Source organism: Vibrio sp. SCSIO 43133 (genome assembly GCF_023716845.1).
GTDB classification, from domain to species: Bacteria; Pseudomonadota; Gammaproteobacteria; order Enterobacterales; family Vibrionaceae; genus Vibrio; species Vibrio mediterranei.
The window spans coordinates 2,616,202-2,639,431 of sequence record NZ_CP068024.1; the positions used below are offsets into that span (position 1 = coordinate 2,616,202).

21 protein-coding genes are annotated in these 23,230 nt (G+C 46.1%); all 21 read right to left on the bottom strand.

The window, feature by feature from the left end; translation table 11 throughout:
• Position 1 precedes the first annotated feature (1 nt).
• The 21 genes from fliN to flgL all read right to left on the bottom strand — a co-directional run bounded on the left by fliN (position 2) and on the right by flgL (position 23,221).
• Positions 2–412: a flagellar motor switch protein FliN gene (fliN, locus tag JKJ11_RS12270; RefSeq protein ID WP_006069970.1), complete on the bottom strand. Its 411-nt coding sequence runs from the start codon at positions 410–412 to the stop codon at positions 2–4.
• Positions 413–430: 18 nt separating this feature from the next.
• On the bottom strand, positions 431–1,480 hold the full coding sequence (fliM, locus tag JKJ11_RS12275) for a flagellar motor switch protein FliM (protein WP_006069969.1): 1,050 nt from the start codon (positions 1,478–1,480) through the stop codon (positions 431–433).
• A 7-nt stretch (positions 1,481–1,487) separates the two neighbouring features.
• Positions 1,488–1,982, bottom strand: coding sequence for a flagellar basal body-associated protein FliL (fliL, locus tag JKJ11_RS12280; RefSeq protein ID WP_198558130.1), 495 nt, complete (start codon positions 1,980–1,982; stop codon positions 1,488–1,490).
• 33 nt (positions 1,983–2,015) lie between these two features.
• Complete coding sequence (locus JKJ11_RS12285; RefSeq protein ID WP_252038259.1) at positions 2,016–3,794, bottom strand: flagellar hook-length control protein FliK; 1,779 nt, start codon at positions 3,792–3,794, stop codon at positions 2,016–2,018.
• 120 nt (positions 3,795–3,914) lie between these two features.
• Complete coding sequence (gene fliJ, locus JKJ11_RS12290; protein ID WP_031494285.1) at positions 3,915–4,358, bottom strand: flagellar export protein FliJ; 444 nt, start codon at positions 4,356–4,358, stop codon at positions 3,915–3,917.
• Positions 4,359–4,365: 7 nt separating this feature from the next.
• Positions 4,366–5,688 (bottom strand): flagellar protein export ATPase FliI, encoded by a 1,323-nt coding sequence (fliI, locus tag JKJ11_RS12295; RefSeq protein ID WP_252038260.1) that lies wholly within the window; start codon positions 5,686–5,688, stop codon positions 4,366–4,368.
• Positions 5,688–6,488, bottom strand: a complete 801-nt coding sequence (gene fliH / locus JKJ11_RS12300; protein ID WP_252038261.1) for a flagellar assembly protein FliH — start codon at positions 6,486–6,488, stop codon at positions 5,688–5,690. The genes fliI and fliH overlap by 1 nt, the downstream gene beginning before the upstream one ends.
• 55 nt (positions 6,489–6,543) lie before the next feature.
• Positions 6,544–7,596: a flagellar motor switch protein FliG gene (fliG, locus tag JKJ11_RS12305; RefSeq protein WP_006069963.1), complete on the bottom strand. Its 1,053-nt coding sequence runs from the start codon at positions 7,594–7,596 to the stop codon at positions 6,544–6,546.
• A complete protein-coding gene (fliF, locus tag JKJ11_RS12310; RefSeq protein ID WP_412104837.1) occupies positions 7,596–9,308 on the bottom strand; it encodes a flagellar basal-body MS-ring/collar protein FliF in 1,713 nt (570 codons plus the stop codon). The genes fliG and fliF overlap by 1 nt, the downstream gene beginning before the upstream one ends.
• Positions 9,309–9,362: 54 nt before the next feature.
• Positions 9,363–9,674 (bottom strand): flagellar hook-basal body complex protein FliE, encoded by a 312-nt coding sequence (gene fliE, locus JKJ11_RS12315; RefSeq protein ID WP_006069961.1) that lies wholly within the window; start codon positions 9,672–9,674, stop codon positions 9,363–9,365.
• A gap of 130 nt (positions 9,675–9,804) precedes the next feature.
• A complete protein-coding gene (locus JKJ11_RS12320; protein ID WP_252038262.1) occupies positions 9,805–11,220 on the bottom strand; it encodes a sigma-54-dependent transcriptional regulator in 1,416 nt (471 codons plus the stop codon).
• On the bottom strand, positions 11,220–12,293 hold the full coding sequence (locus tag JKJ11_RS12325; protein ID WP_006069959.1) for a sensor histidine kinase: 1,074 nt from the start codon (positions 12,291–12,293) through the stop codon (positions 11,220–11,222). The genes JKJ11_RS12320 and JKJ11_RS12325 overlap by 1 nt, the downstream gene beginning before the upstream one ends.
• A gap of 178 nt (positions 12,294–12,471) precedes the next feature.
• The gene (locus JKJ11_RS12330; protein WP_006069958.1) at positions 12,472–13,932 is read right to left on the bottom strand and encodes a sigma-54 dependent transcriptional regulator; all 1,461 of its coding nucleotides are present in this window, start codon (positions 13,930–13,932) and stop codon (positions 12,472–12,474) included.
• Positions 13,933–14,168: 236 nt separating this feature from the next.
• Positions 14,169–14,579 carry a flagellar export chaperone FliS gene (fliS, locus tag JKJ11_RS12335; protein ID WP_006069957.1) on the bottom strand — a complete coding sequence of 137 codons (411 nt, stop codon included), beginning with the start codon at positions 14,577–14,579 and terminating at the stop codon, positions 14,169–14,171.
• 10 nt (positions 14,580–14,589) lie between these two features.
• Entirely contained in the window at positions 14,590–14,892 is a 303-nt protein-coding gene (locus tag JKJ11_RS12340) for a flagellar protein FliT (RefSeq protein ID WP_252038263.1), read from the bottom strand.
• Positions 14,893–14,919: 27 nt separating this feature from the next.
• Complete coding sequence (fliD, locus tag JKJ11_RS12345; protein ID WP_252038264.1) at positions 14,920–16,842, bottom strand: flagellar filament capping protein FliD; 1,923 nt, start codon at positions 16,840–16,842, stop codon at positions 14,920–14,922.
• 43 nt (positions 16,843–16,885) lie between these two features.
• On the bottom strand, positions 16,886–17,332 hold the full coding sequence (locus JKJ11_RS12350; RefSeq protein ID WP_006069954.1) for a flagellar protein FlaG: 447 nt from the start codon (positions 17,330–17,332) through the stop codon (positions 16,886–16,888).
• A gap of 138 nt (positions 17,333–17,470) precedes the next feature.
• The gene (locus JKJ11_RS12355; RefSeq protein WP_006069953.1) at positions 17,471–18,619 is read right to left on the bottom strand and encodes a flagellin; all 1,149 of its coding nucleotides are present in this window, start codon (positions 18,617–18,619) and stop codon (positions 17,471–17,473) included.
• 276 nt (positions 18,620–18,895) lie between these two features.
• Positions 18,896–20,044, bottom strand: coding sequence for a flagellin (locus JKJ11_RS12360; RefSeq protein ID WP_006069952.1), 1,149 nt, complete (start codon positions 20,042–20,044; stop codon positions 18,896–18,898).
• A 491-nt stretch (positions 20,045–20,535) separates the two neighbouring features.
• Positions 20,536–21,681, bottom strand: a complete 1,146-nt coding sequence (locus JKJ11_RS12365; protein WP_006069951.1) for a flagellin — start codon at positions 21,679–21,681, stop codon at positions 20,536–20,538.
• Between the two features lie 346 nt (positions 21,682–22,027).
• Positions 22,028–23,221: a flagellar hook-associated protein FlgL gene (flgL, locus tag JKJ11_RS12370; protein WP_006069950.1), complete on the bottom strand. Its 1,194-nt coding sequence runs from the start codon at positions 23,219–23,221 to the stop codon at positions 22,028–22,030.
• Between the last annotated feature and the right edge of the window lie 9 nt (positions 23,222–23,230).

The window sequence follows — 23,230 nt, forward strand, 5'->3', positions numbered from 1 at the left end:
ATTAACGCAACTTCTTAATTCGCTCAGTTTGACTGATGACATCCGTCAAACGGATACCAAACTTGTCGTTTACCACAACCACCTCACCATGAGCGATCAAGGTGCCATTTACCATGACATCGAGCGATTCGCCGGCAATGCGGTCTAATTCCACTACCGAACCTTGGTTCAGCTGAAGTAGGTTACGGATGCTAATTTGTGAGCGGCCAACTTCCATAGAGATGGTCACTGGAATATCCATAATCGTATCCAGTTTACGACGCTCATCCTCTGAAATCGGCGCTGGTGAGTCTTGCAGTTCATCCAGTGGTGCGGCGAGTACCTCATCCACATCAATTTCTGGCGCCATTGGATCTTCACCTAAAGCGGCTGCCCATTCGTCCGCAAGTTTTTGGTCGTCACTTATCGTCATTATTTATATCTACTCTGGTTATTCTTCGTCTGCGTCTTCCACATGCTCCAACTCAGCCATAATATCCTTACCAAGGAAAGCTAAGTCGGTTTTCACTACATCTGGGCGTCTTATTTTTTCGGAAATCTGTACGGCAACTTTTTCGCCAGTGCGTCCCATCTTCACTCTGAACGTCGGCAATTCCTCGACAAACATGGTGGCATTTTCCGGCATATCGATAGGAATGATATCTCCGGCTTGCAACTCCATAAGGTCGCGAAGTGATACGTCTTTCTCTAACAGGTTCACGCGGAAGTTCACCGGAACATCCATAATTTCTTCACGCAGGGCGCTACTCCAACGGACATCGGTTTCCATCTTATCCGACTGGACACCTGCATCGAGTAATTCGCGAATAGGCTCCACCATAGAATACGGCATCACCACATGGAAATCGCCACCACCGCCATCCACTTCGATATGGAACGAGCTGACCACAATAACTTCGGTTGGGCTGACAATGTTCGCCATGCTTGGGTTCACTTCAGAGTCCAAATACTCAAACTCAACGCCCATAACTGGCGACCACGCTTCCTTGTAGTCTTCGAAAACGGTTTTCATCAATAACTGAATGATACGCCGCTCTGTAGGGGTAAACTCTCGACCCTCAATCTTGGCGTGAAAACGGCCGTCACCACCAAAGAAGTTTTCTACCAAAATGAACACCAAACGCGCTTCCATAGTAATGAGAGCTGTTCCTTTTAGCGGTCTAAAGCGCACCATATTCAAGCTTGTTGGCACGTATAAGGTGTTTTGGTATTCACCAAACTTCATCATCTGAACGCCGTTAATCGACACTTCAGCGGTTTTTCGCAACATATTGAATAAGCTGATTCGCATATGGCGCGCAAAACGTTCATTGATAAGTTCGAGTGTAGGCATTCGACCACGAACAATGCGATCTTGCGACGAGAAGTCAAAATGCACCACATCATTGGGGTCTTGATCTAGCTCATCTTCAACTTCATCGACATCGTCTACTCCGTGGAGAAGCGCATCAATTTCGTCTTGGCTTAATAAATCGGTCACACAATACCTACTGGATTACAAAATCGGTAAATAACACTCTTTCGACTACAGGCTTACCGACAACCTGAGACAAACTGGCTTGAACATCAGCGGTAGCTTGGTCACGTAATTCAACGCGTCCATTCGTACTGCGCAATTGCTCAACCGTCGCCGACGCAAACGTCGACAACAATGTACTTTCTATTAAAGGAGAGTGATAACGCGCCACTTCTTCGTTATCTAGGCCACGGACCATAAGTTGCGCTTTGATCTGAACAACACGATCGCGCTGTTTGCCAGCGGCATTAAAGATAAATGGTTGGGCGATATTCACATACGATATTGGGTCAACTGGCACCGCTGCAGCACCGCTTTGTGCCGCGGGAGCACTTGCTGGCGCCTCATCAGATCCCAGTAACCAATAGGCGACACCACCAGCAGCCAGTAATAGAACCAGCGCTGCGACAATAATGATCAACAGTTTTTTGTTGTTCTTAGGTTGTTCTAAAGTATCTTCTGCCATTTTGTTCTTCTATTTTCCATGAGATTACTCGCGTTAGGCGTAGTAACTAATACCATCTTTTTTATTGGCAACATTCACGTTCAAGCTTACGCTTTCTTCAGTATCATCGACACCATGATTCGACTGACCACTAGATTGAGATCCAGAACCACTCGATTCATGAGAAGCGTGACGTTGTTGCTGACCTTGACTCTGTTGCTGAACCGACGAATCTGCCAGTTGAATTCCCTGTTGAGACAGCATTTCACGCAGCCTTGGCATAGCATGATCGACCATATCGCGCGTTTGTTGGTTTTGAACCGTAAAATGCACCGTCGCAGAATCATTGTTTAAACTCATGCGAATTTGCATTCGACCTAAGTCTGGCGGATCTAAACGAATATCCACATGTTTCAAGTTTTTCGCCATCATCATTTGAACGCGCTCTGCAACTTGGTCACTCGCGTTCTCTTTGGTGAGCACTAGGGGCGACTGTACGTTTGTTGGTGCTTGTGATTGCTCAGCTCGCAGTTGATTAGCAGTCACACCTGCTGCTGCGGCATGCGTTATACCGGCGGGAGCATCATTTGCTTGTCCAAGGTTGGCGGCTCCTTTTTGTTTTTGCACGCCAGCTAAACTTGCATTCCCCGAGGTTAACGATGGATTATTGGTATTGTGACTGGTTGCGGCAGCATTAGCCGCTAATACACTTGCGGCCATCGCCCCCTCTGAGCCGGCTTGAGTTGCACTATGTATTGGCACTGCTGTTGCCTGGGTAGCTGGCGTCGCCATAGCAGCACTTTGACTTGCACTCGAATGAAGCTTATCTGCAGTAAAAGCCGTCGCCGCGAGAGTCTTGGCGTCTAATTTTCCGCCTTGCTCCGCATCAGGCTTAGACCAAGCAATTTGGTTTTGTGTGCCAGCTTTTGTGTCTCCATCAAACGTCGTTGCTTTCGCCTCTTGGCCGGACGCTAAATGTGCTGCAGTTCCTGCGGCAACCGCCTTAGATTTGTGTGAACCGTCGAGGTTATCGCCAGAAAGCGAAGCACTACCTTGTGTAGGATTGTTTTGCGTAGACCCCGTTTGTGAAAGATTGCCCTGAGACGCAGAAAGTGCCGCCAATTCTTCGGCGGTAGCTTCACTGACAACCCCATCAGGAGCAACGATATTTTTGCTTTGTTTCTCTATTGACGAGCCGTCGCCACTCATTGATGCTGCGTGTCCATCAACTTGATTCATCGTTTGAGGGTTGCGAGCGTTTGCAGTTGTAGCACCTAATATCGCGGCTCCTGCTAATTTGGCTTCATCTTGAGACTCAACTGATGTTGATTTGGGCTTTAACGCACTGTTTGATTCATCTAAACGATTAAGCAATTCAGCACTGTCGCTCACGGTTTTTTTGGCTTCGACACTGTTGCCTTGAGAATCGGAGCTTAACGTCTCATCACCCACAGCTATAGCACCACCAGCCGCCATTTTTTTGACGCCCTTATCTTCAGTGCTTTCTACATCTTCATCATTTGCCTGACTCTTTACCGTTGCTGGGGTAGCTTGTGAAGACTTGGTGGTCTCAGCGGCTTTTCCTACCTCATCACTCACTTCAGCGCCATCTTCCAATAAAACACCTGTCGAACTCGACGTTATCTTTTCGCCTGATTTTTTGCCTTCAACCTTTTGGTTTTCCTCAGTATTTTCTGAAGAAATTGCGCTTTTAAGCTTATCAAAAAAGCCCTGTTCTTCCGCGTTATCGGCGGAATCCACCAAGGTGGTTTTGTCACTAGACTTAGCATTTGGTGTCGCTGAAATACTGTTGTTAGTAATTGCCAGACTCATTCCATTAAGGCCCGTAAAGAAGAGTTAAATACGCTAGGTGGCAAAATGCCGCCGCTTACAGTTATGTCATCTATCGATGCAAAATTTGTACCGAACAGTGAGTTTTACTAAAGGATAGGGTTAACGAGCAGAGCGACGACGAGCGAAAAGCAGGTTAGAAAACTCATCCATCTGTTTTTGTTCAAGCTTTTGTTCTTGCAGTTGTTTCTCTTTAGCTTTTTTATCGATAAGCCACTCATAGGACCGACGTTGTTTACGAGTATTGTGCCAGTAATCTTGGCAATCTTCGACCTGTTGTTTGAAGTGACTTTCTGCGGATTTTTGCTTGGTTAATGTCTCATCTAGCTGTGTCAAAAAACGATTGAGGTGACCATACTCACTCGCCGTCAGCCCTCCTTTGCCACGCTCTACAAGTTGATTACAGTAATCAAGGCGATACTGCTCAATTTGTCTTACTTGGTTGTAATAGTCTTCAAGCTCTGATCGTGCTTTGTTGAGGGCTAAGACCGCTTGTTGCTCGCTGTCTTTGGCTTGTTCTAGAAGAAAATCGAGCGCATTATCCATAACCGAATCAGTTTACCTGCAATAGTTGTTTAAGCATACCCAAACACATATCGTATGGCACCGTTTCACGCATACTTTGTTGCAAGTACTGGTCAAGCTTAGGTTTCAGCGTAAAGGCGCTATCAATAGCAGGGTCAGTTCCCAGTTTGTAAGCGCCTATGGATACCAGATCTTGATTTTTGCGACAAACCGATAGCACCTGCCTAACAGCTTTAGACATTAGTACATGCTGATCATCCGTGATTTGTGGCATAACACGACTCACCGATTTTTCTACATCAATGGCTGGATAGTGACCAGCATCTGCCATTTCACGAGACAGAACGATATGACCATCCAAAATCGCCCTCGCCGCATCAGCGATAGGATCCTGTAAATCATCCCCTTCAGTAAGCACAGTGAAGAATGCAGTAATGGAGCCCTGATTCACATCACCGTTGCCCGCTCGCTCAACTAAAGCAGGGAGCTTGGCAAAGACCGACGGCGGATAACCTTTGGTTGCCGGTGGCTCACCTACTGAAAGCGCTATCTCACGCTGCGCCTGCGCAAAACGAGTTAATGAATCCATCAGAAGTAAGACATCGAGCCCTTGATCACGGAAATACTCGGCAATGGTTAAAGCGGTTTGACAGCCCTTCAGGCGCATAAGTGGTGACGCATCAGCTGGTGCTGCAACGACCACCGAACGCTCACGACCCGATGTCCCTAGAATCTCTTCGATAAATTCTTTAACTTCTCGGCCACGTTCACCAATCAGTCCCACCACAACCACTTGTGCCGTCGTACCACGAGTCATCATACCTAGCGTGACCGACTTACCAACACCTGAACCTGCAAAAAGACCAATACGCTGGCCTTTGCCAACGGTCAATAAGCCATTAATGGCTTTAAGGCCAACATCAAGTGGTTCAGAGATGGGTTTACGCGCTAGCGGGTTGATAGGTTCAGCATTGAACGACGCGCGTTTGTCAGTATAGATCTCACCCAGTCCATCAAGCGGGTTTCCCACTCCATCAATCACTCGACCGAGTAGTTCCATTCCTACTGGAAGTCCAGCATCAGAAGTCATTGGCGTTACCCGAGCGCCAGGAAGAACTCCGGTAATCTGTTCACTTGGCATTAGATACAAGTGTTCACCGGAGAAACCTACCACTTCGGCGTCCATTTCGCCGTGCATGGTTTCCACTTTACAGACACTACCAATGGGTGCTTTGCAACCGATGGCTTCGAGTGTTAATCCAACAACACGAACCAGTTTACCAGAAGCAATCGCGCGAGACTTATGCCCTTCAACTTTGTAATTGGCCAGTCGCTCGGCAAGTGCTTGCATCACTCGCCTCCCTGATGGCGATTGGTTCCACAAAAACTTTGTAATACGCTTTTCACACGCTCTTCGAGTTTGTAACTCACGCTCGATTCACCCGCTTCGATAAATACATCACCACGATTGAGTGACGGTTCAATAACAAGCGTCCAATTGCGAATATCAAGCTCTTCATCACCATAAGCGGCACGGATAATATCAACATCAGCCGGATGGAGTTTTAACGTAATTGCATGGCCAACAATCGGTAACGCGTCGACCGATTGCTTGACGGTATCGAGAATGACTTGCGGATTGGTTTGTACCTCAACATGCACCACTTCCTTGGCCAACGCGAGCACCATGTCGACCAATTGCTTTTCAACTTGGTTGTTCATTAGCTCTAACGGTTGAGCAAATTGGTTCGCCATGTTCATGAAGACTTCAACCTGCTGCTTAATGTACTCTTCACCAGCGGCAACGCCTTCTGCTTTGCCTAACTCAAGTCCCTCGGCATGTCCTGCTTGAGTTCCCTCTTCCTTGCCTTTGTCGTAGCCTTGTTTAAAACCGGCTTCTTGGCCTTGGAACAAGCCTTCTTGATAAGCACCCTGTTTGATCTGCTCAATCTGCTCTTCAGTGAGCATCAAAGGCTCTTCTTCAGCTGGTGCTTCTTCTAGAGGAGCCCAACTAGGATCGTAGTTAAGCGCGGTCTCTTTGGCATGTTGATTAGTTTGTGAGGTGTAATCTGGTAACCCCCAAGAATGAGCTGACTCTATGGTATTGTCTTCTGACGGACGCAAAAAGCCACGTTTTCTATCTCCAGACATCAAGCCTTCCCTTTTATTCTTAAGAAAGTTTTCCAAATGAATATGTTATGAGTTTTTATAGGAACTCATCTGCACCACCAGAAAGCATCAGCTCACCGTTGTCCGCCATTCGTCTAGCAATCGTGAGAATTTCTTTCTGTGCCGTTTCTACATCAGCAACACGCACAGGTGGCATCGCCTCAATATCTTCACGCATCATGTCAGCAGCACGTTTCGACATGTTATCGAAAATCTTCTCTTTAAGCGCATCATCGGCACCTTTAAGAGCACGTTGCAACACGTCTTGCGGTACATCTCTAAGCAGCTTTTGGATACCTTGGTCGTCCACTTCGATAAGGTTCTCGAATACAAACATAAGATCTTGAATCTGAGTCGCCATATCTTCGTCTTGGTCGCGAATTTGATCCATAAGAATCCCTTCAACGTTGTTGTCGAGGTAGTTCATGATCTCCGCAGCCGCCTTCAGGCCGCCAATCTTCGCGGCTTGAGCGCCTGCTTGGCCTGCGAACTGCTTCTCCATAATTTCGTTCAGTTCTGCTAAGGCAGACGGCTGAACTTCTTCCAAGTTCGCAATACGCATCATCAAATCAAGACGAACTCTCTCAGGGAACTGAGAAAGAATTTCTGCTGATTGATCAGCTTCCAAGTAAGAAAGTACGATAGTTTGAATTTGTGGGTGTTCGTTAACAATGATGCTGGCAACTTGACGCGGATCCATCCATTTCAATGAATCCAAACCTTTGGAGCCAGTTCCCAGAAGGATTTGGTCCACAAGGTTGTTGGCTTTATCTTCACCTAATGCAGCTACCAAGGTATTGCGCATGAAGTCTTCGCTACCCATACCAATATTGGTGTACTTCTGGATATCTTCTAAGAAGGCGCGGTGAACCGCCCCCACTTTGTCTTGGCTCAGATCGCTGGCTTTCGCCATCGCACTACCCACACGCTGAACTTGTTTAGGTTCAAGATGACGAATGATGCTGGCCGCATCGGATTCATTCAAACTGAGTAGCAAAATAGCCGCTTTTTCATCTCCGCCAATGCTAGAAATGTCGACACTGGTTTCTGCAAGTTGGCCGCCATTTGCTGCCACGATCTCGTTTGCCATTAGTTTTCAGCCATCCAATTTTTAACAACTTGTGCCGCGAGTTCCGGCTCATTCGCCACCAGAGCTCGTACTGCTTTAAGCACATCTTCGTCTTTGTGTAGGTTTGGTAGGTCAATACCGGTACTAAATTCGAACAACTCACTGCCGTCAATATCGGTACCAATCAAGCTAGTTTCGCCGTCGGCGCCAAGCGGCAGACCATCCGGGCCATAAAGCTGGTCGTCTTCTTCCTGAGCTGCTGGGTTAAGCAGCTTCTTCATTGCTGGTCTAATTAGAACAAAGACCACGACGATGATCACCAAGGCACTCGCAAACCAGCGAATCCAATCATTGAAATTAGGGTGCTCCCAAATTGGTACATCCGGTAATAGATCGGCCGTAGGCTCTTCAAACGTCATACTTAAAACATTGAGTAGATCACCACGGTTTTCATTAAAACCAACAGCACCGATAAGTACTTGTCGAATTGCCGCCAGTTCACTCTCTGAACGCGGCTGGTAAGTGACCTCACCAGTATCTGGGTTCACGCTTGAACGGTTTTTTATTGCAACCGCTACGGTCTGGCGATTTACTACACCGCTTTGTTTGCGCTCGTGACTAATCGTGGTATCGAGTTCGAAGTTACGTGTCGCTTCTTTGTGAACTGAACCTTGCCCCATGATCGAGCCATCTTTCATTTGTGCGACATCAGTAGGAATAGAGGCGTCAGCGGGCGGCTGGTTACTAAGTGCACCCGGTACACCAGCCACAACATTACCGTTGTTGTAGTCTTCTAAGGTATATTCACTTCGAGTTGCTGGCGTATTCGGGTCAAAGCGCTTGCGCGTTTGCTCAACGGCGCTAAAGTCGAGTTCAATATCAACTTGAGCGGTGTAGTTACCTAAGCCAAGAATCGGAATCAATACCGAATCAATTTTCTCACGTAACGCTTGTTCTTGATTTTGCTCTAGTTCTTGCTCTTTTCGACGCGCCATAGAAGCAGCATCTTGAGAGCCCGAACTCAATAGGCGACCGTGCTGATCAGTAACGGTAATACGTGATGGCTTCATGCCCGGAACGGCGCTCGCCACCATATCCACAACGGAGTCAACTTCTTGCTGCCTTAATACAGCGCCTGTGGCTAGGGTGAGAAAGACTGAAGCGGATGCTTCTTGATTATGGCGAACAAAAACACTTTGTTTTGGCAGTGCCAAAAGTACACGAGCGGTGCGCACTTGCTTCATCTGCTCGATAGCTTTGCCTAGTTGCCTTTCGCGGCTTAGCTTAAGACGTTCTTGTTCAAGACGCTGAGAAACACCAAATCCCATATCCTGCATCAGGATATCGTCACCGGTATTTGATGCGCGGTTTATTCCTGCACGCACCATATCAAGTTTGAGGTTATTGTATTCACTCGCAGGAACACTCAGCGCATTACCTTCTAACTTGTATTGCACTTTCTTTTGGTCAAGATAATCAAGAACTGGAATAAGCTCTTCGGTCTCATATACGCCTAACGGGCGCATCTCTGGCTCTTTAACCCAGAAGAACAACATCACGATGAGCGCCACACAAATAGAGATAGACAGAACTAGGACGATTTGTCTGAGAAGATCGAGATCGCCTACGGCTAAGTCAAACTTAGAGCTGCTTTTCTCGTTGATGTCTGGATTTTGACTTTCTGCTGCGATGTCTGAGCTCGTCACCATTGCGGTATCTGAGCCACTATCCATTAACGCTACGTCTGTCGATTGATTTTCTTGAGCCACTACTTTTTACTACCTAGATTAAACGGGCATATTCATGAGTTCTTTATAGGCTTCTACAAGCTTATTTCTCACTTGAATGGTTGCTTCAAAGGCGACGCTAGACTTGTTTCGAGCGATCATGACATCAGAAAGAGAGACATCAGCGTCCCCTCGGTCAAAACGCATTTGCAGATCACCGGATGATTTTTGAAGACCATTCACGTTGTTCACCGCTTGAGAAAGCATGTCGCCAAAGTTAGCACCAACCTGATGGGCGTTTGCTGCAGGCTTAGAGTTGGCCGCTTCCAACATCATGGTCTGCATTTCATTGTGTAATCCGTCTACTTTCATGCTTTATCAATCGCCGTCAATCTTTTGACAGTGTCCTTACAATATCTTGATTCTTTCCTGAAAATTGCAAAAATTATGCCATGGTTTAAACCTAAAGTGTTAGCTCTAAACCAACACTTTAGGACACATCTTAGCTCGGGATCTCAATACCAGCATCGCGCATCTTCGCTAACTTATAGCGTAAGGTTCGTGGGCTAATACCAAGTTTCTCCGCCATTTCTTTACGGCGACCTTCGCACTCTTTGAGCGTCTCCAAAATAATTGAAAACTCTTGATCACGAAGTTCACCACCCAAGCCTTCGCTCGATGCTGCACTGCGACCCATCACGTCACTTGAAACCTGAGCAACAGGATCAATCTCCGGTGCAACTTGCTCAGGGCTCGACACCACTTGTTGTAAGCTCGATGCGTCTTGCCAGTCCACACCTTCTAATAGAATGTGCTCAGCGCAAATGGTTGACTCGTCACATAAGATCAAAGCTCGTTGCACCACATTATCTAGCTCGCGAACGTTACCCGGCCACGGATAGCTCATGAGTTTTGCTAATGCTGCCTGACCAAATTCTGGCACTGGCATTCCCAATTTTTTACAGTGGCGCTCGGTTAGATGACGGGCTAAAGGCGCAATATCTCCAGAACGATCACAAAGAGCTGGCCACGCAATTGGGAACACATTTAAGCGATAATATAAGTCTTCACGGAAGTTACCTTCCTGAACATATTGTTTAAGATCACGATTACTGGTCGCCAATACACGAACGTCTAGCGCAATGCTTTTACGACTGCCTAACCGCTCTACCTCACGCTCTTGTAGTACACGAAGTAATTTAGCTTGAAGGTTTAAATCCATTTCACTGATCTCATCAAGCAAAATGGTGCCACCTTGAGCTTGTTCAAATTTCCCCGGACAGGCTTGAATAGCGCCGGTAAACGCCCCTTTCTCATAGCCAAATAGGGTCGCTTCTAACATGTTGTCTGGAATCGCCGCACAGTTGATTGCGACAAAAGGACCGTCCGCACGTAGCGATTTGTTATGGATATAGCGTGACATGACTTCTTTACCTGAGCCACTTGGCCCCAGCACCATGACACTGGCGTCAGTCTTAGCAACTTTTTCAGCCAAAGTAAGCAGTTGAATACTCTTAGCATCCGCAACAATCGCATCACCATTATCATCTGACTTCACTGGCGCATAACGACTGACCATATTCAACAACACTTCCGGCGCAAAAGGTTTCGCCATGTAATCAATCGCACCTTCCTTCATGGCTGCGACGGCATCTTCAATGTTGGCATAAGCTGTCATTAACAACACAGGCAAATTGGGCCAATGCTGCTTAATGTTTCGCAGGAGTGCTAAACCGCCCATCCCCGCCATCTGTACATCGGAAACAACAATATCTACCGGCTGAGTTTTGAGCTTCACTAGAGCATCTTCAGCGCAATCGGCTTCCACCCACTCATAACCTGCAAGGGCCAATGTATCGACGAGAGCTTCGCGAAGACCTTCATCATCCTCTACGATAAGTACTTTGCTTTGAGCCATCAGCTTATTCCTTCATTTGTTACTTCTTGAGATGACGTTGCCAATGGCAAGCACATGGTAAAACATGCGCCATCATCCTCTTCTGATATCAATTCAAGCCGTCCTTCATGAGCACGGCAAACCATTTGCACTACCGCAAGACCAAGACCCGTGCCTTGTGAACGAGTAGTGAAAAACGGTTCCATTATTTTCTGTTGCAGTTCAGCAGGTACGCCTGGCCCGCTATCTTGGACAGAGATTTTTAATTCGTTATTAACTGGACGGAAAAACACATCCAATTGCGACCCTTTACCAGCAATTTGCACGGCATTAAGTACAAGGTTACTCAAGGCAGAGGCAACCGCATTAACATTACCCAGCAGCGCTACTTCGTCTTGCTCTACTTCTAAACAATAATCGATGTTGTTGCTTTTTAGTGTGGTCTCGACCATCGGCTGATACTCATCCACCAGTTGTTTTAGGGTAAATGGCTTTATGACCTTATTGTCGCCCCCCTTTGCAAACAACAGCATGTCATTAACCTGCTTCTCAAGATCATGAAGTCTGTCGACCAATTTGATTTGAAAGCGTTCACGAGTAGGTTGTGGAAGGTTAGGCGCACCAAGGTTAGAGGCATACAACATAGCACTGGATAACGGCGTGCGAACTTGATGTGCGAGTGAAGCAACCATTCTTCCCAAAGATGATAAGCGCTGTAAATCGCTGACTCTTGATTGCAGCAAGCGCGTTTCAGTGAGGTCAGTAATGAGAATCAACTGTCCAGTTGAGGAAGCGGAAATAGCCAATCGAACCTTGCGGCCATTGCGCAAAGAGACCTCATGACCATCATCTTCTTTGGGGTCAAAAACCACTTGAATCAGATGAAACCATTTTTGGCCAACAAGGGGAATATCGAGAATACGGTGCGCTTCTGGGTTCGCTTCCCTGACCACACCTTGTGTATCCAACAAAATGACACCTGCAGGCATCGCTTCTATAACCTGCTGATATCGTTCTACTTGCGATTCCAAGGAATCTAAGTGTGAGCTTGATTGCTCATCTTGTTGTGATTCGCCCGTTGCCAACTGATCCATTTACGAGATGTTCCTTCTCAATACGACTCGCAGAAATACGTAGTCCATAAAAGACTTAAGCCCGAAAATGCAAAAAGCATGCCGGGCTTAAGTCTATACATTTCAACAAGTTAATCGCGTCAATAAATTGTCATAGCAAATTGAGCGTGACTTAAATCACATCACAAACAGCTCCAATCTAGCGGTGTAAGTTATACTTACGCATTTTTTCAACAAGGGTGGTACGACGCATACCGAGCATATCAGCAGCACGAGCAACGATGCCTTCTTGAGCATCCAAAGCTTGGCTAATCATGTTCACTTCGAGGTCGGCCAACATTTCTTTCAGGTTAACACCTTCAGGAGGCAACGATTGAGGTGCATTGTGACTTTCCAGTTCAGGCTCTTCAAAGGTAAAGTTTTCCGCGAATATACTGTCTAGTGCATCACGCTCTTGTTCTTCAATCGTTTTGAACGCATTCATTTCTGGCTGGAATTCTGGGATATCACTATAGCGGTATTTAACCGGAAGATGATTCACATCCACCAAGCTATTTGGATACAAGATCACCATACGTTCAACGAGGTTGGCAAGTTCACGAACGTTACCTGGCCAATCATGTTCCATTAACGAATTAACGGAGCGAGGGGCGAAACAGATAGGTTGCCCCCCTTCTGCCTCCATACGCGCTAGCAGTTCTTGCAACAACAGAGGGATGTCTTCTTTGCGCTCTCGAAGCGATGGCATTTCAATTGGGAAAACATTTAAGCGATAGAACAAGTCTTCGCGGAAGTCACCCTGTTGGATCATACTTTCAAGATCGCGGTGCGTTGCGGCAACAATGCGAACATTGGCTTTAATCACGCTACTGCCGCCAACGCGTTCAAACACGCGCTCTTGCAATACGCGAAGTAACTTGACCTGCATCGGCATTGGCATATCACCAATTTCGTCAAGGAATAAGGTACCGCCATCGGCAAGCTCAAAACGCCCTTTACGAGAAGTAATCGCCCCCGTAAAGGCGCCTTTCTCATGACCAAACAACTCACTTTCTAGCAAGTCCGGCGGAATCGCTCCGCAGTTCACTGGAACAAACGGCCCACTACGACGAGTTGAATGGTAGTGGATGTTGCGAGCAACAACTTCCTTACCCGTGCCTGACTCACCCAGAATCAACACGTTCGCTTCTGAACCAGAGACCTGTTCAATCAAATGACGAACTTCCTGTATGCCAGGACTTTGTCCAACTAAACTACGAAATAGCGTATTTTTACGAAGATTCGACGGAACCTGAACACCTTTACGCCCCAAAAACTCGCGACAATGACGCAGCGCATCACTTAGCTGAGGGTAGTTGAGAGGGAGTTCTAACTCACCAACAAAGTTGGAAAGTGGCTCAACCGCGCCGGTAAATTCACTCGTCACCAGCAAAGGAACATGATTAGACAGCGAAAGCTGCGATAACAAGACTTGAGATAGATTTGGGCTTTCCAAAGCACCTACGATGCAACCCGACCACGTCTGGGACCAATCGATTTGGTTTATGTCTGTAGATGGAATCGCCACACAATGCTCACCAACAAACTCCAAAATGGTGTTTAGATTAGTGCGAATTTGCGGATCATCAGCAATAACAAGAAGTTTAGCTAAGCCTTGCATGAGTCAGGAATTATGCCTTGATCAAAACCAACCACAGCGGCGTCAATTTTTTGTCACTCGTCAATTTTACGCCGAGCTAACAAAAGCCAAAAAACACCTTATAAAATTGACAAGCAATTTATAAAACAAGTGGTTAGATATAAAAAAACGCCATTAGGCTGGGAATGGCGTCTATTCTATTGACATTATTCTGATATAGCAACTTTGTCACGTTGACTTTAAGAGGTTAATTCCGCTTAGATTCCAACTTCTTGTGCTGTTAAGTTGTGGTAATCACTAGGAATTTGATCCCAAGCAGATTTTATCTCTCGTATGATCTCTATCACATCATCAATTGGTTTTGGGTTATTTTCGTGATTAGCCGTTGTGATTTGCGCAATCATGAATTCATACAACTGGTCGAGGTTTTTAGCAATGTCGCCGCCATCATCCATAGACAAGCAACTACGTAGTGCAATGATGATATCTAGAGCTTTGCCGATACGCTCGCCTTTCACAGGCACATTGCCTTGTTCCATCGCTGCCTTGGCTTGAATCAGTCTTTCTATCGCACCACCCATTAGCATTTGGATAACTTTGTGCGGTGACGCAGCACTCAATTGGCTGTCTACAGATACTTTCTTATATGCTTGTAATGAACCACGCATCACTATCCTCTCAAATAAATTTTTGGTACTGCTGTAGGGACTTTCTACCATGTCGGTACTTTCTAAGTTCCAGTCCCAATTGATCCGTTTTGATTTGCATATGGGTCGCAATTCGACGTGTCGACTGTTCCACTTGCAGCCACTCATCACTCTGCTTTAGGTTCGGATTCCTTTGGCAAGCGGCTATTAACTTCGTGATTATCTGTTCTCTTTTATCGACCAGAAGGTGAATTTCTTCAGTATCCAACTCATCATTTTCTAAAACAGATTGTAAACGGTGATCCAAATCACCTAATTGATTGAATATGCTCAATTAGTAGACCCTACTTTCGACATCAGCTTATCCCCCCATCGCACTCATCATGCCTGCTAATTGCGACTGCATCTTTCCGGTAGCGTCTTGCATGGCGGCAAATTTGTCGTGAGTTCGTTTCTGTAGGCTATCCATGCGGCGGTCTAAATTGACCTGTTGGTCATTCAGTCGATAATTTTGTTCAACTAAGCTTTGCTCTCGAGTACGGATCGTCCCGGTAGCACCAGTCATACTGTGAATAGCATCTTCGACGCGTTTGGCAAATCCGTTATTACCGCCGAAAAACTCGCCTAGCTTGTTGAAGTTATTATTCAACTGCTTATCGAGCATTTGATAGTTTATTTCGAGATTACCTTGGCGCGTCGTAGTGACACCAAACTCAGTTAAGGTCTCTAACCCTTCAGGGGCACCTTCTACCGCTGATGAAAAGACACTTTTCAAACGCGAGTCCGCACTTCTAACCACACTATCTCCCGCCAATGGGCCGGTTTGCCCAGTTGTGGGGTCTGCACTAGAAAGCTCTTTGGACACTTGATAAAACTGGTTGTAGGCGGCAACAAATTGTTCAATATCAGCACGCACACTAGCGCGGTCATATTCCACACCAATTTCAGCTGGACGCTCCCCTTGCTTGGTCGTGCCTTTCAACGTTAAATCCACGCCTTCAATGGCACCTTCAATGACATTATTGTGACTTGATAGCTCAGCAATACCGTCGAGTATGACCTTTGAATCTTGCGCCGCTTGGACTTGTGACATGCCATTGTAGATTTGCAGCGATCGCTGTGCTTCGGCAAGTTCAGCTTGAACTGATTCTACTTTTTCTAAACGCTCACGCTCTTCAGGTGATAGCTTGGCACGCTCTAGTTGCTTGGCCTCCGCTTCGGTCATATCACCGTCAGCAACAGCTTGGGCAATGGCCGCTTTTTCATCGACCAATTCTTGCTCTAGCTGAGCTTGTGCTTCACTTGGCGTTACATAAGAGTCGGTCAAAGTGCCCGAGGCTGTATTACTCCAACCCGGGACTTCACCCGATTTCTCTAATGCTTTTTGATCAAGCTCCGGCTCTGGCGCTTGATAGGAATCCATCAAGGTTCCTGATGCAGTTTCTGTCCAACCGGGAATAGTGTCTTCAGGGCGGCCAGATGTTGCCTCTTGCGCGACAGATTCTGCGCTTTGCTCATCCTTGGTGTTTTCCTCTACCAAAGCTTCATTAGCAGTGGCTTCATTCACCTCATCTGCTTTCTTAGCGTCATCTTCCTCAGAGGATGGAACATCTAGTAAAGCTAATGCATCAGCCTGAGCTTGCTCCAACGCTTTAACGCGCTGCTCAATAGTTTTGTATTCGAATCGATAGAGATCGTTGCCGGGCTCAGCGTCTACATCAATTATCAAGGCATGTTCAGCCCCTGATTGGTTGGCCGCCACAATAAGCCTAGGACCGTTGATGTCTTTAACGATAGATGCGCGTACACCGGGATTGTCACTCGCGCCGTTAATGGCACGAACTACGTCGGTTAAACGAGAATTACTGCGAAGGGAAATATCAAAGCTGTCATCACCCATTGAAATTTGCAGCTTACCTGGACCAAACTTCGTATCTTCAGGAATAGCATCCGAAGCGATTTTATGGCTTTGAGCAAGCTGCAATACATCGACAGCGTATTTGCCAGCAATAGCATCAGTTGATGCTGTTGCCGTGACAACGCTTTCTTCGGAGGTGTTGACGCTTCTCAGCGCAAACGCCTTCTCCTGGCGAAAGCTTGCCATAAGATTTTTCATCGTATCTAGTGACTCTTTGAGTCGTCCGTAGGCACTTATACCGGAATCAATTTTGCTACGCTCATAGTCGAGACGTTGCTGTTTCGGAATCCGCTCAGCATCGACTATTTTGCTCACCATGGAATTGATATCCATGCCTGAAGACATCCCTATCGGGCCCATATTCACCAAACCACTTCGAATTTAATACTATTGCATCTTAGTGATGCGACTACACCAACATGTCAATGCTGAGTGCGCCATGTTTTTCAACACGCTTTAGTACGTCGAGAAGCTCTTGATCTGGAAATTGACGAATGATCTCACCGCTGTCTTTTGCATAAACAGTAATGATGTCGCGCCCTGATTCTTCATCTCTTCGAAACGATAATCCCGTATTCATTGAGGTGAGAAACTCATCAAGACGTTTGACCATATTTTCACGTTCTGCCTGATTGAGGTCATGACGCTCGGTCGCAATTTTCTGAATCAATTCGGAAGTTTTCTGGTTAGAAAACGCCACACTTTCCGCCGTTCTCAGTTCATTGACCTTTATCGGCTGTGAGCCTTTATCGGTATCAACTGACGGTGTTGTTTTATTAGTATTTTTCGAAGCAAGTTCTGTGCCACTAGAAGAGGCAAAAGGCTGAATGTTCGACGCGTAGGATGAGATATCCACTTTCGTTCTCCCGTTTCTAACCTTCTCTATTGTCCAACTCCAACTGGGGTAAAACTAGTTGAGCAATAAGCTTGAAATTGGAAGTTGGTGATAGAGTAACCCTATCACCAACACACTTGCCTAAGGTGTAAGCCTTTTTTAGCCTAGTAGGCTAAGTGCAGCTGAAGGCGATTGCTTCGCTTGAGCTAGAATTGAAGTACTCGCTTGCTGCAGGATTTGGTTCTTGGTCATTGCCGTCGTTTCTTTCGCGTAATCGGTGTCTTCGATACGGCTCTTAGATGCATTAACGTTTTCGTTGATGTTATCTAAGTTATTGATTGCGTGATTGAAGCGGTTTTGGAACGCACCAAGTTCTGCACGGTTACTGTCTACGTATTTTAGCGCCGCATCTAGAATAGCTACTGATTCTTGTGCACCACCTACAGAAGTAACGTTGATGTCATTAACTGATACCGCGCTTGCTGCGCCAGAAAGGTCAAGCTCAGAACCGCCCGCTAGTGAACCACCGAACGTTAGTGAAGCACTATCAGCTTCGCCGTTGCTGCTTGCGAAGATTTGCAGAGCACCGTCTTCATCAACAGATGCTTGAACTTGGTCTGTTTGACCATTGATGTAGGTTGCAAGTTGCTCGATATCATCACCTTCTTTACCAGTGATAGCAATCTGAGTCATTGCGTTACCCGCTTTGTCATTTAGGTCAATCGTTAAAGTAGCACCCGCTCCAACTGTCCAGCTTTCATCTTTCGCGTTAGCCGCTTTATAAGAAGAACCGCCCATTTGTGCATTGTCAGAGCGCATATCGTTCATGCTCAGCATAACTGCTTCGCCACTGTTAGAACCGATTTGGAACGACTGTGTACCGTATGTGCCATTTAGAAGACGGTTGCCACCAAAAGACGTGGTTTCCGCGATACGGTTTAGCTCGTCATTAAGCGCTGTCACTTCTTCTTGAATTGCTACACGCTCTGCTTTTGAGTTAGAGCCGTTTGCAGATTGTAGAGATAGGTCACGCATACGTTGTAGGATGTTAGTAGTTTCATCCATAGCACCTTCAGCTGTCTGCGCAATAGAGATACCATCGTTTGCGTTTTTTACAGCCATATCTAAGCCGCGGCTTTGAACATTCAATCGGTTCGCAATTTGCAGACCTGCTGCATCGTCTTTCGCACTGTTGATTTTGTAGCCCGAAGACAAGCGTTCCATTGATTTTTGTGTGTTCTCTGCTGCGTTATTCAGATAACGCTGAGCAGTCATTGCAGACACATTCGTGTTTACATTAATTGCCATACTGATCTCCTTAGGCATTTAGGATAGATGGCCTCTGTGTCTCTCACCTCACATTGGCACATCCGATTTTATTTCTCTCAATCCCTGTAACGGCGATAAATTTAGAAGCTTTAGAACAAATTGGCGTTTTTTTTACTATTAATTCAATTGATTGGATAAATGTGATTTAGATCGGAGATTCGAATGGAGGATAGTTGTGTTTGCAACGCTCTAAAGCCAAATGAAAAAAAACCAGAGCCGAAGCTCTGGTTTTTTGTTTGTCATCTGAGGTGACGCTTAGCCTAGTAGGCTCAATGCTGCGTTTGGCGCTTGCTTCGCTTGTGCCAAAATCGAACTTGAAGCTTGCGATAGAATTTGATTCTTCGTCATCGCTGTCGTCTCTTTCGCAAAGTCCGTGTCTTTGATACGGCTCTTCGACGCGTTCACATTCTCATTGATGTTGTCTAGGTTGTTGATAGCGTGATTGAAGCGGTTTTGGAAAGCACCAAGCTCAGCACGGTGGCTATCCACATACTTCATCGCAGAATCCAGAATCGCCACGGATTCTTGAGCGCCACCTACTGACGTGACATCAATATCGTTAACCGTTGCTGCTGCCGCTGCACCTGACATGTCTAGCTCACCTGAACCCGCTAGCGTACCACCGAAGCTTAATGAAGCGCTGTCGATATCTTTATTGTTGCTCGCAAATACTTGTAGTGCGCCATCTTCATCTACAGACGCTTGCACTAGGTCAGTTTGACCATTGATGTACGTCGCTAGCTGCTCAATGTCGTCGCCTTGTTTCGCGTTAATCGTCAGCGTTGTCATCGCATTACCTGCGCTGTCGTTCATGTCGATAGTCAGTGTTGAGTTTGCTGCCACTGACCAATCTTTATCTTTTGCATTCGCTGCTTGGTAAACCGAACCACCCATGCCGCTGTTGTCTGAGCGCATGTCTTTCAGGCTTAGCATCACCGCTTCACCATTGTTTGAACCGATTTGGAATGACTGGGTACCGTAAGTACCGTTCAGTAGACGGTTACCACCGAATGCTGTGGTTTCAGCGATACGGTTTAGTTCGTTATTCAGTGCCGTCACTTCTTCTTGAATCGCCACACGCTCTGCTTTTGAGTTTGAGCCGTTTGCCGATTGCAGTGATAGGTCACGCATACGTTGCAGGATGTTCGTTGTCTCATTCATCGCGCCTTCAGCAGTTTGGGCGATAGAGATACCATCGTTCGCGTTGCGCACTGCCACATCAAGACCACGGCTTTGAACGTTCAAACGGTTCGAAATTTGTAGACCCGCTGCGTCGTCTTTCGCACTGTTGATTTTATGACCCGAAGACAAACGCTCCATTGACGTTGCTTGCGCTTGACTTGCGCTGTTTAGGTAACGCTGAGCGGTCATCGCTGATACGTTAGTATTTACATTCACTGCCATGTTGTTTCTCCAATTGATTTTCCGGTGTAGCGGTTTCCGACGTCTCGGAAAACCAAGTAGTTCTCTCAAAGTTAATCTTTTAACGACACGAGTGAAAAAACCTTTAGAAAAAAACTCGAAAAAACAAAAGAAAACGTCCGTTTGATTAGGATTTGAGCAGTTAACGAAAGATTAAAAAGAAAAGACTAAAGTTTAGCGAAATACCGCCGAAACACTGAAATTTTGCTTAATTTGCTAGGCGTGAGTTGTGGATCTTAAGAAAAGAAAAAGCCCCTTTTCCTTTGAGAGAACTGGGGCTGGGTGGTGACTAGTAGCGTGCGGAGATCAGAGAGAAATAAACACACCCTAGCTAACCTACATACTTTGATGCCGTATTGAGGCAGGTTGAGAGAGAGAGCCCCAACACATCACAAAGTATGTTTGCCAAGCAACAGGAAATTTATTGCCACGTCTGGCTTATGTTCCTATCACTTAGAACTCGGACACTATCTCTATTGTAGTAGAGACATCGCTGAGTTAGGCAACTGTTTTGCTTGCGCCAAAATTGACGTACCAGCTTGTTGTAGAATCTGGTTCTTGGTCATTTCGGTTGTCTCTTTAGCAAAATCGGTATCTTTGATTCGGCTGTTCGAGGCATCAACATTCTCTTGAACGTTCGCCAAGTTGTTAATGCTGTGGCTTAAGCGGTTCTGCTTCGCCCCTAAATCTGCACGTTGTGAATCCACATACTTAAGTGCAGAATCGATAATCGAGATAGCGTTTTGCGATCCGGCGACTGAAGTCATGTCAATATCTTGCACTGTAGACTGAGCAGCAGATGCAGTTTGTAAGTCTAAGTCTGTGGCTAACGAACCACCAATTGTCACTGACTGGTTTAGGTCAATGTCAGGCTCTGCGACAAACACTTGAAGCTCACCGTTATCACCTACAGAAGCGCTAATCTTGTCAGACTGACCATTGATATACGTTGCTAACTGCTCAATATCGTCGCCTTGCTTTGCTGTGATGTTGATAGCGACTGCTTCGCCAGATTTGGTCGTAAAGCTAATGTCCAACTGGTTATTCGTGTTATCCACACGCCAATCGGCACCTTTACCGTTGTTTGCGGTATATGTGGTCCCGCCCATACGGAAATCATCCGCACGAATGCTGGTTAGGCCCATAATTAAAGCCTCACCCGAGTTAGCACCGATTTGGAATGACGCTTCACCGAAGCTGCCATTAAGCAAACGACGGCCACCAAATGAGGTGGTCTCAGCAATACGGTTTAGCTCCGCTTGAAGTGCATTAGATTCTTCATTAATTGCAACACGCTCAGCAGGAGAGTTAGTACCATTTGCCGATTGAATCGCCAGGTCACGCATGCGCTGCAAGATGCTAGTAGATTCATTCATGGCACCTTCCGCAGTCTGTGCAATCGAAATACCATCGTTAGCATTACGCATTGCCACATCAAGACCACGTGATTGCGCTGTTAATCGGTTCGAGATCTGCAAACCTGCAGCATCGTCTCGTGCGCTATTGATCTTGTGACCAGACGACAAACGCTCCATTGAAGTATTTAGCGCATCGCTGGATTTGTTCAGGTAGCGTTGGGCTGTCATAGCCGAAACGTTTGTATTTACTGTTACTGCCATTGTGCTCTCCTAATTGAGTTCGCAAGCTTCAAGTAGGCTCACTTAATAACAAACATTGTTAATTCAATATTGTTACTACGCCCACCTAATACCCCGTATCAGGTGGAGTATCTAAAGTGCTTATTTATCGAGTTAGCCCTTAATCGGGTACTTTGTATTCATGATTAGCATTTTCTATGCCAACTAATACATTCAATTATAAATCAATACATTAAAGCTCTTTCTTTGAACCAATGCATACCATGACCTCGTTAGCGCGTTCAAAGTGGCTTAAGATTGCCACCTAACGTTCTCACCTCTGCACACATGGCAATGCTCATGCGGCAACCGAGATGCCAAACTTTCGCTATAGATAATTAAATAACGTCAGGTCCTTGGTTTTTCCGAAAGCAAGCTGTGAAGCCTGCAGTGCTCGTGAGTTCTCTTCAAAGTCGATGACTGCTTTTGAGTAATCGAGATCCTCAAAATTACTTTTAGAACGAGCGAGCGAAATTTTAAAATCTTCATGTTGCGACTGCTGGATATCAAGACTGTTTAGCCTTACTCCAACGTCGGTACGTGAACTGGTTAAGTGCAAAAATGCTGCGTGAAACTGCTCAGTGACCTGATGAAGCTGAGCACTGGCCGAAGCATCGGCTACATCGTTATCCATCCAATACACCGCATCATTAAACGTATCAAAGACGCTAAATGTTTTTTGAGGTTCGATTTCAATCGCGTCCCCCGGTGTAATTTGCCCTTTGGTCTGAATGTTGAGCCCTTGGAATTGAATGCCTTGGCTTGGGTCAAAATTTCCCGCAGCAACAACCGTATTGTTCTGTTCAAGCTGATAACCAAATTGCTGATTACCCATGTCGACAAACGTCACTTTGTAAGTACTGTTGTCGTTAGCATTACTGTTAGTGGCTTTTTCAAGTAGCAATTCTGAGCCTTTTTGCAGTTGATAATTGGCTTTGTAATCCCCAAGTGGGTTATCAATCTCCATAAACAGTTTGCTACCTGGATCGCTCGTAGCCACTTCCAGACTTGCTGCAATGCGCATTTTGCGTTGATAGTCATCACCAGCGTAAGAAATACGCCCTTCCCCATCGACGAAAAATGGTTGAGTCTTAGGTTTTGTGCCAGCAAAGCTATAGTTACCCGATTCATCACGTGTATTAGCAAGTGCGAGAAAGTTCTTTGCCAACTCCTCTATTTCACGTGCTTTTGCTTCACGGTCTTCAGGAGAAAGCGCACCGTTGATCGCTTGCATCGTTAATCGCTTTGCATTATCGGCAAACTGCTCTGTCTCACCGAGCATGACTTCTTGATGCTCAAGGCGATTTCTCGACAACGTGATGGCGCTGTCGTACTGATCCAACTGCTGCGTCTGCTGTTTAAGTTTTTGCAAATAATGCGTCGCTAGTGGTGAGTCCGCTGGCTTTTGCAACTGTTTACCAGAGGCGAGCTGTGCATGGTTTTCATGAATTTTGTTTTCTTGGCGGCGCATATCATTTTGCACCGTTTGGTAATTATGAAAACTAGAAATTCGATTCATCATAATCTAGCT

Coding starts and splice junctions, on each gene's coding strand:
- fliE (WP_006069961.1), bottom strand. CDS start 9,674: ATGAAAGTAGACGGATTACACAATGAAATGCAGACCATGATGTTGGAA.
- fliL (WP_198558130.1), bottom strand. CDS start 1,982: ATGGCAGAAGATACTTTAGAACAACCTAAGAACAACAAAAAACTGTTG.
- JKJ11_RS12320 (WP_252038262.1), bottom strand. CDS start 11,220: ATGGCTCAAAGCAAAGTACTTATCGTAGAGGATGATGAAGGTCTTCGC.
- fliI (WP_252038260.1), bottom strand. CDS start 5,688: ATGCAAGCACTTGCCGAGCGACTGGCCAATTACAAAGTTGAAGGGCAT.
- flgL (WP_006069950.1), bottom strand. CDS start 23,221: ATGATGAATCGAATTTCTAGTTTTCATAATTACCAAACGGTGCAAAAT.
- JKJ11_RS12330 (WP_006069958.1), bottom strand. CDS start 13,932: ATGCAAGGCTTAGCTAAACTTCTTGTTATTGCTGATGATCCGCAAATT.
- fliN (WP_006069970.1), bottom strand. CDS start 412: ATGACGATAAGTGACGACCAAAAACTTGCGGACGAATGGGCAGCCGCT.
- fliH (WP_252038261.1), bottom strand. CDS start 6,488: ATGTCTGGAGATAGAAAACGTGGCTTTTTGCGTCCGTCAGAAGACAAT.
- JKJ11_RS12285 (WP_252038259.1), bottom strand. CDS start 3,794: ATGAGTCTGGCAATTACTAACAACAGTATTTCAGCGACACCAAATGCT.
- fliG (WP_006069963.1), bottom strand. CDS start 7,596: ATGGCAAACGAGATCGTGGCAGCAAATGGCGGCCAACTTGCAGAAACC.
- JKJ11_RS12355 (WP_006069953.1), bottom strand. CDS start 18,619: ATGGCAATTAATGTAAACACGAATGTGTCTGCAATGACTGCTCAGCGT.
- JKJ11_RS12360 (WP_006069952.1), bottom strand. CDS start 20,044: ATGGCAGTGAATGTAAATACTAACGTATCAGCGATGACCGCTCAGCGT.
- JKJ11_RS12325 (WP_006069959.1), bottom strand. CDS start 12,293: ATGGATCAGTTGGCAACGGGCGAATCACAACAAGATGAGCAATCAAGC.
- JKJ11_RS12365 (WP_006069951.1), bottom strand. CDS start 21,681: ATGGCAGTAACAGTAAATACAAACGTTTCGGCTATGACAGCCCAACGC.
- fliF (WP_412104837.1), bottom strand. CDS start 9,308: ATGGATAGTGGCTCAGATACCGCAATGGTGACGAGCTCAGACATCGCA.
- fliJ (WP_031494285.1), bottom strand. CDS start 4,358: ATGGATAATGCGCTCGATTTTCTTCTAGAACAAGCCAAAGACAGCGAG.
- fliS (WP_006069957.1), bottom strand. CDS start 14,579: ATGCGTGGTTCATTACAAGCATATAAGAAAGTATCTGTAGACAGCCAA.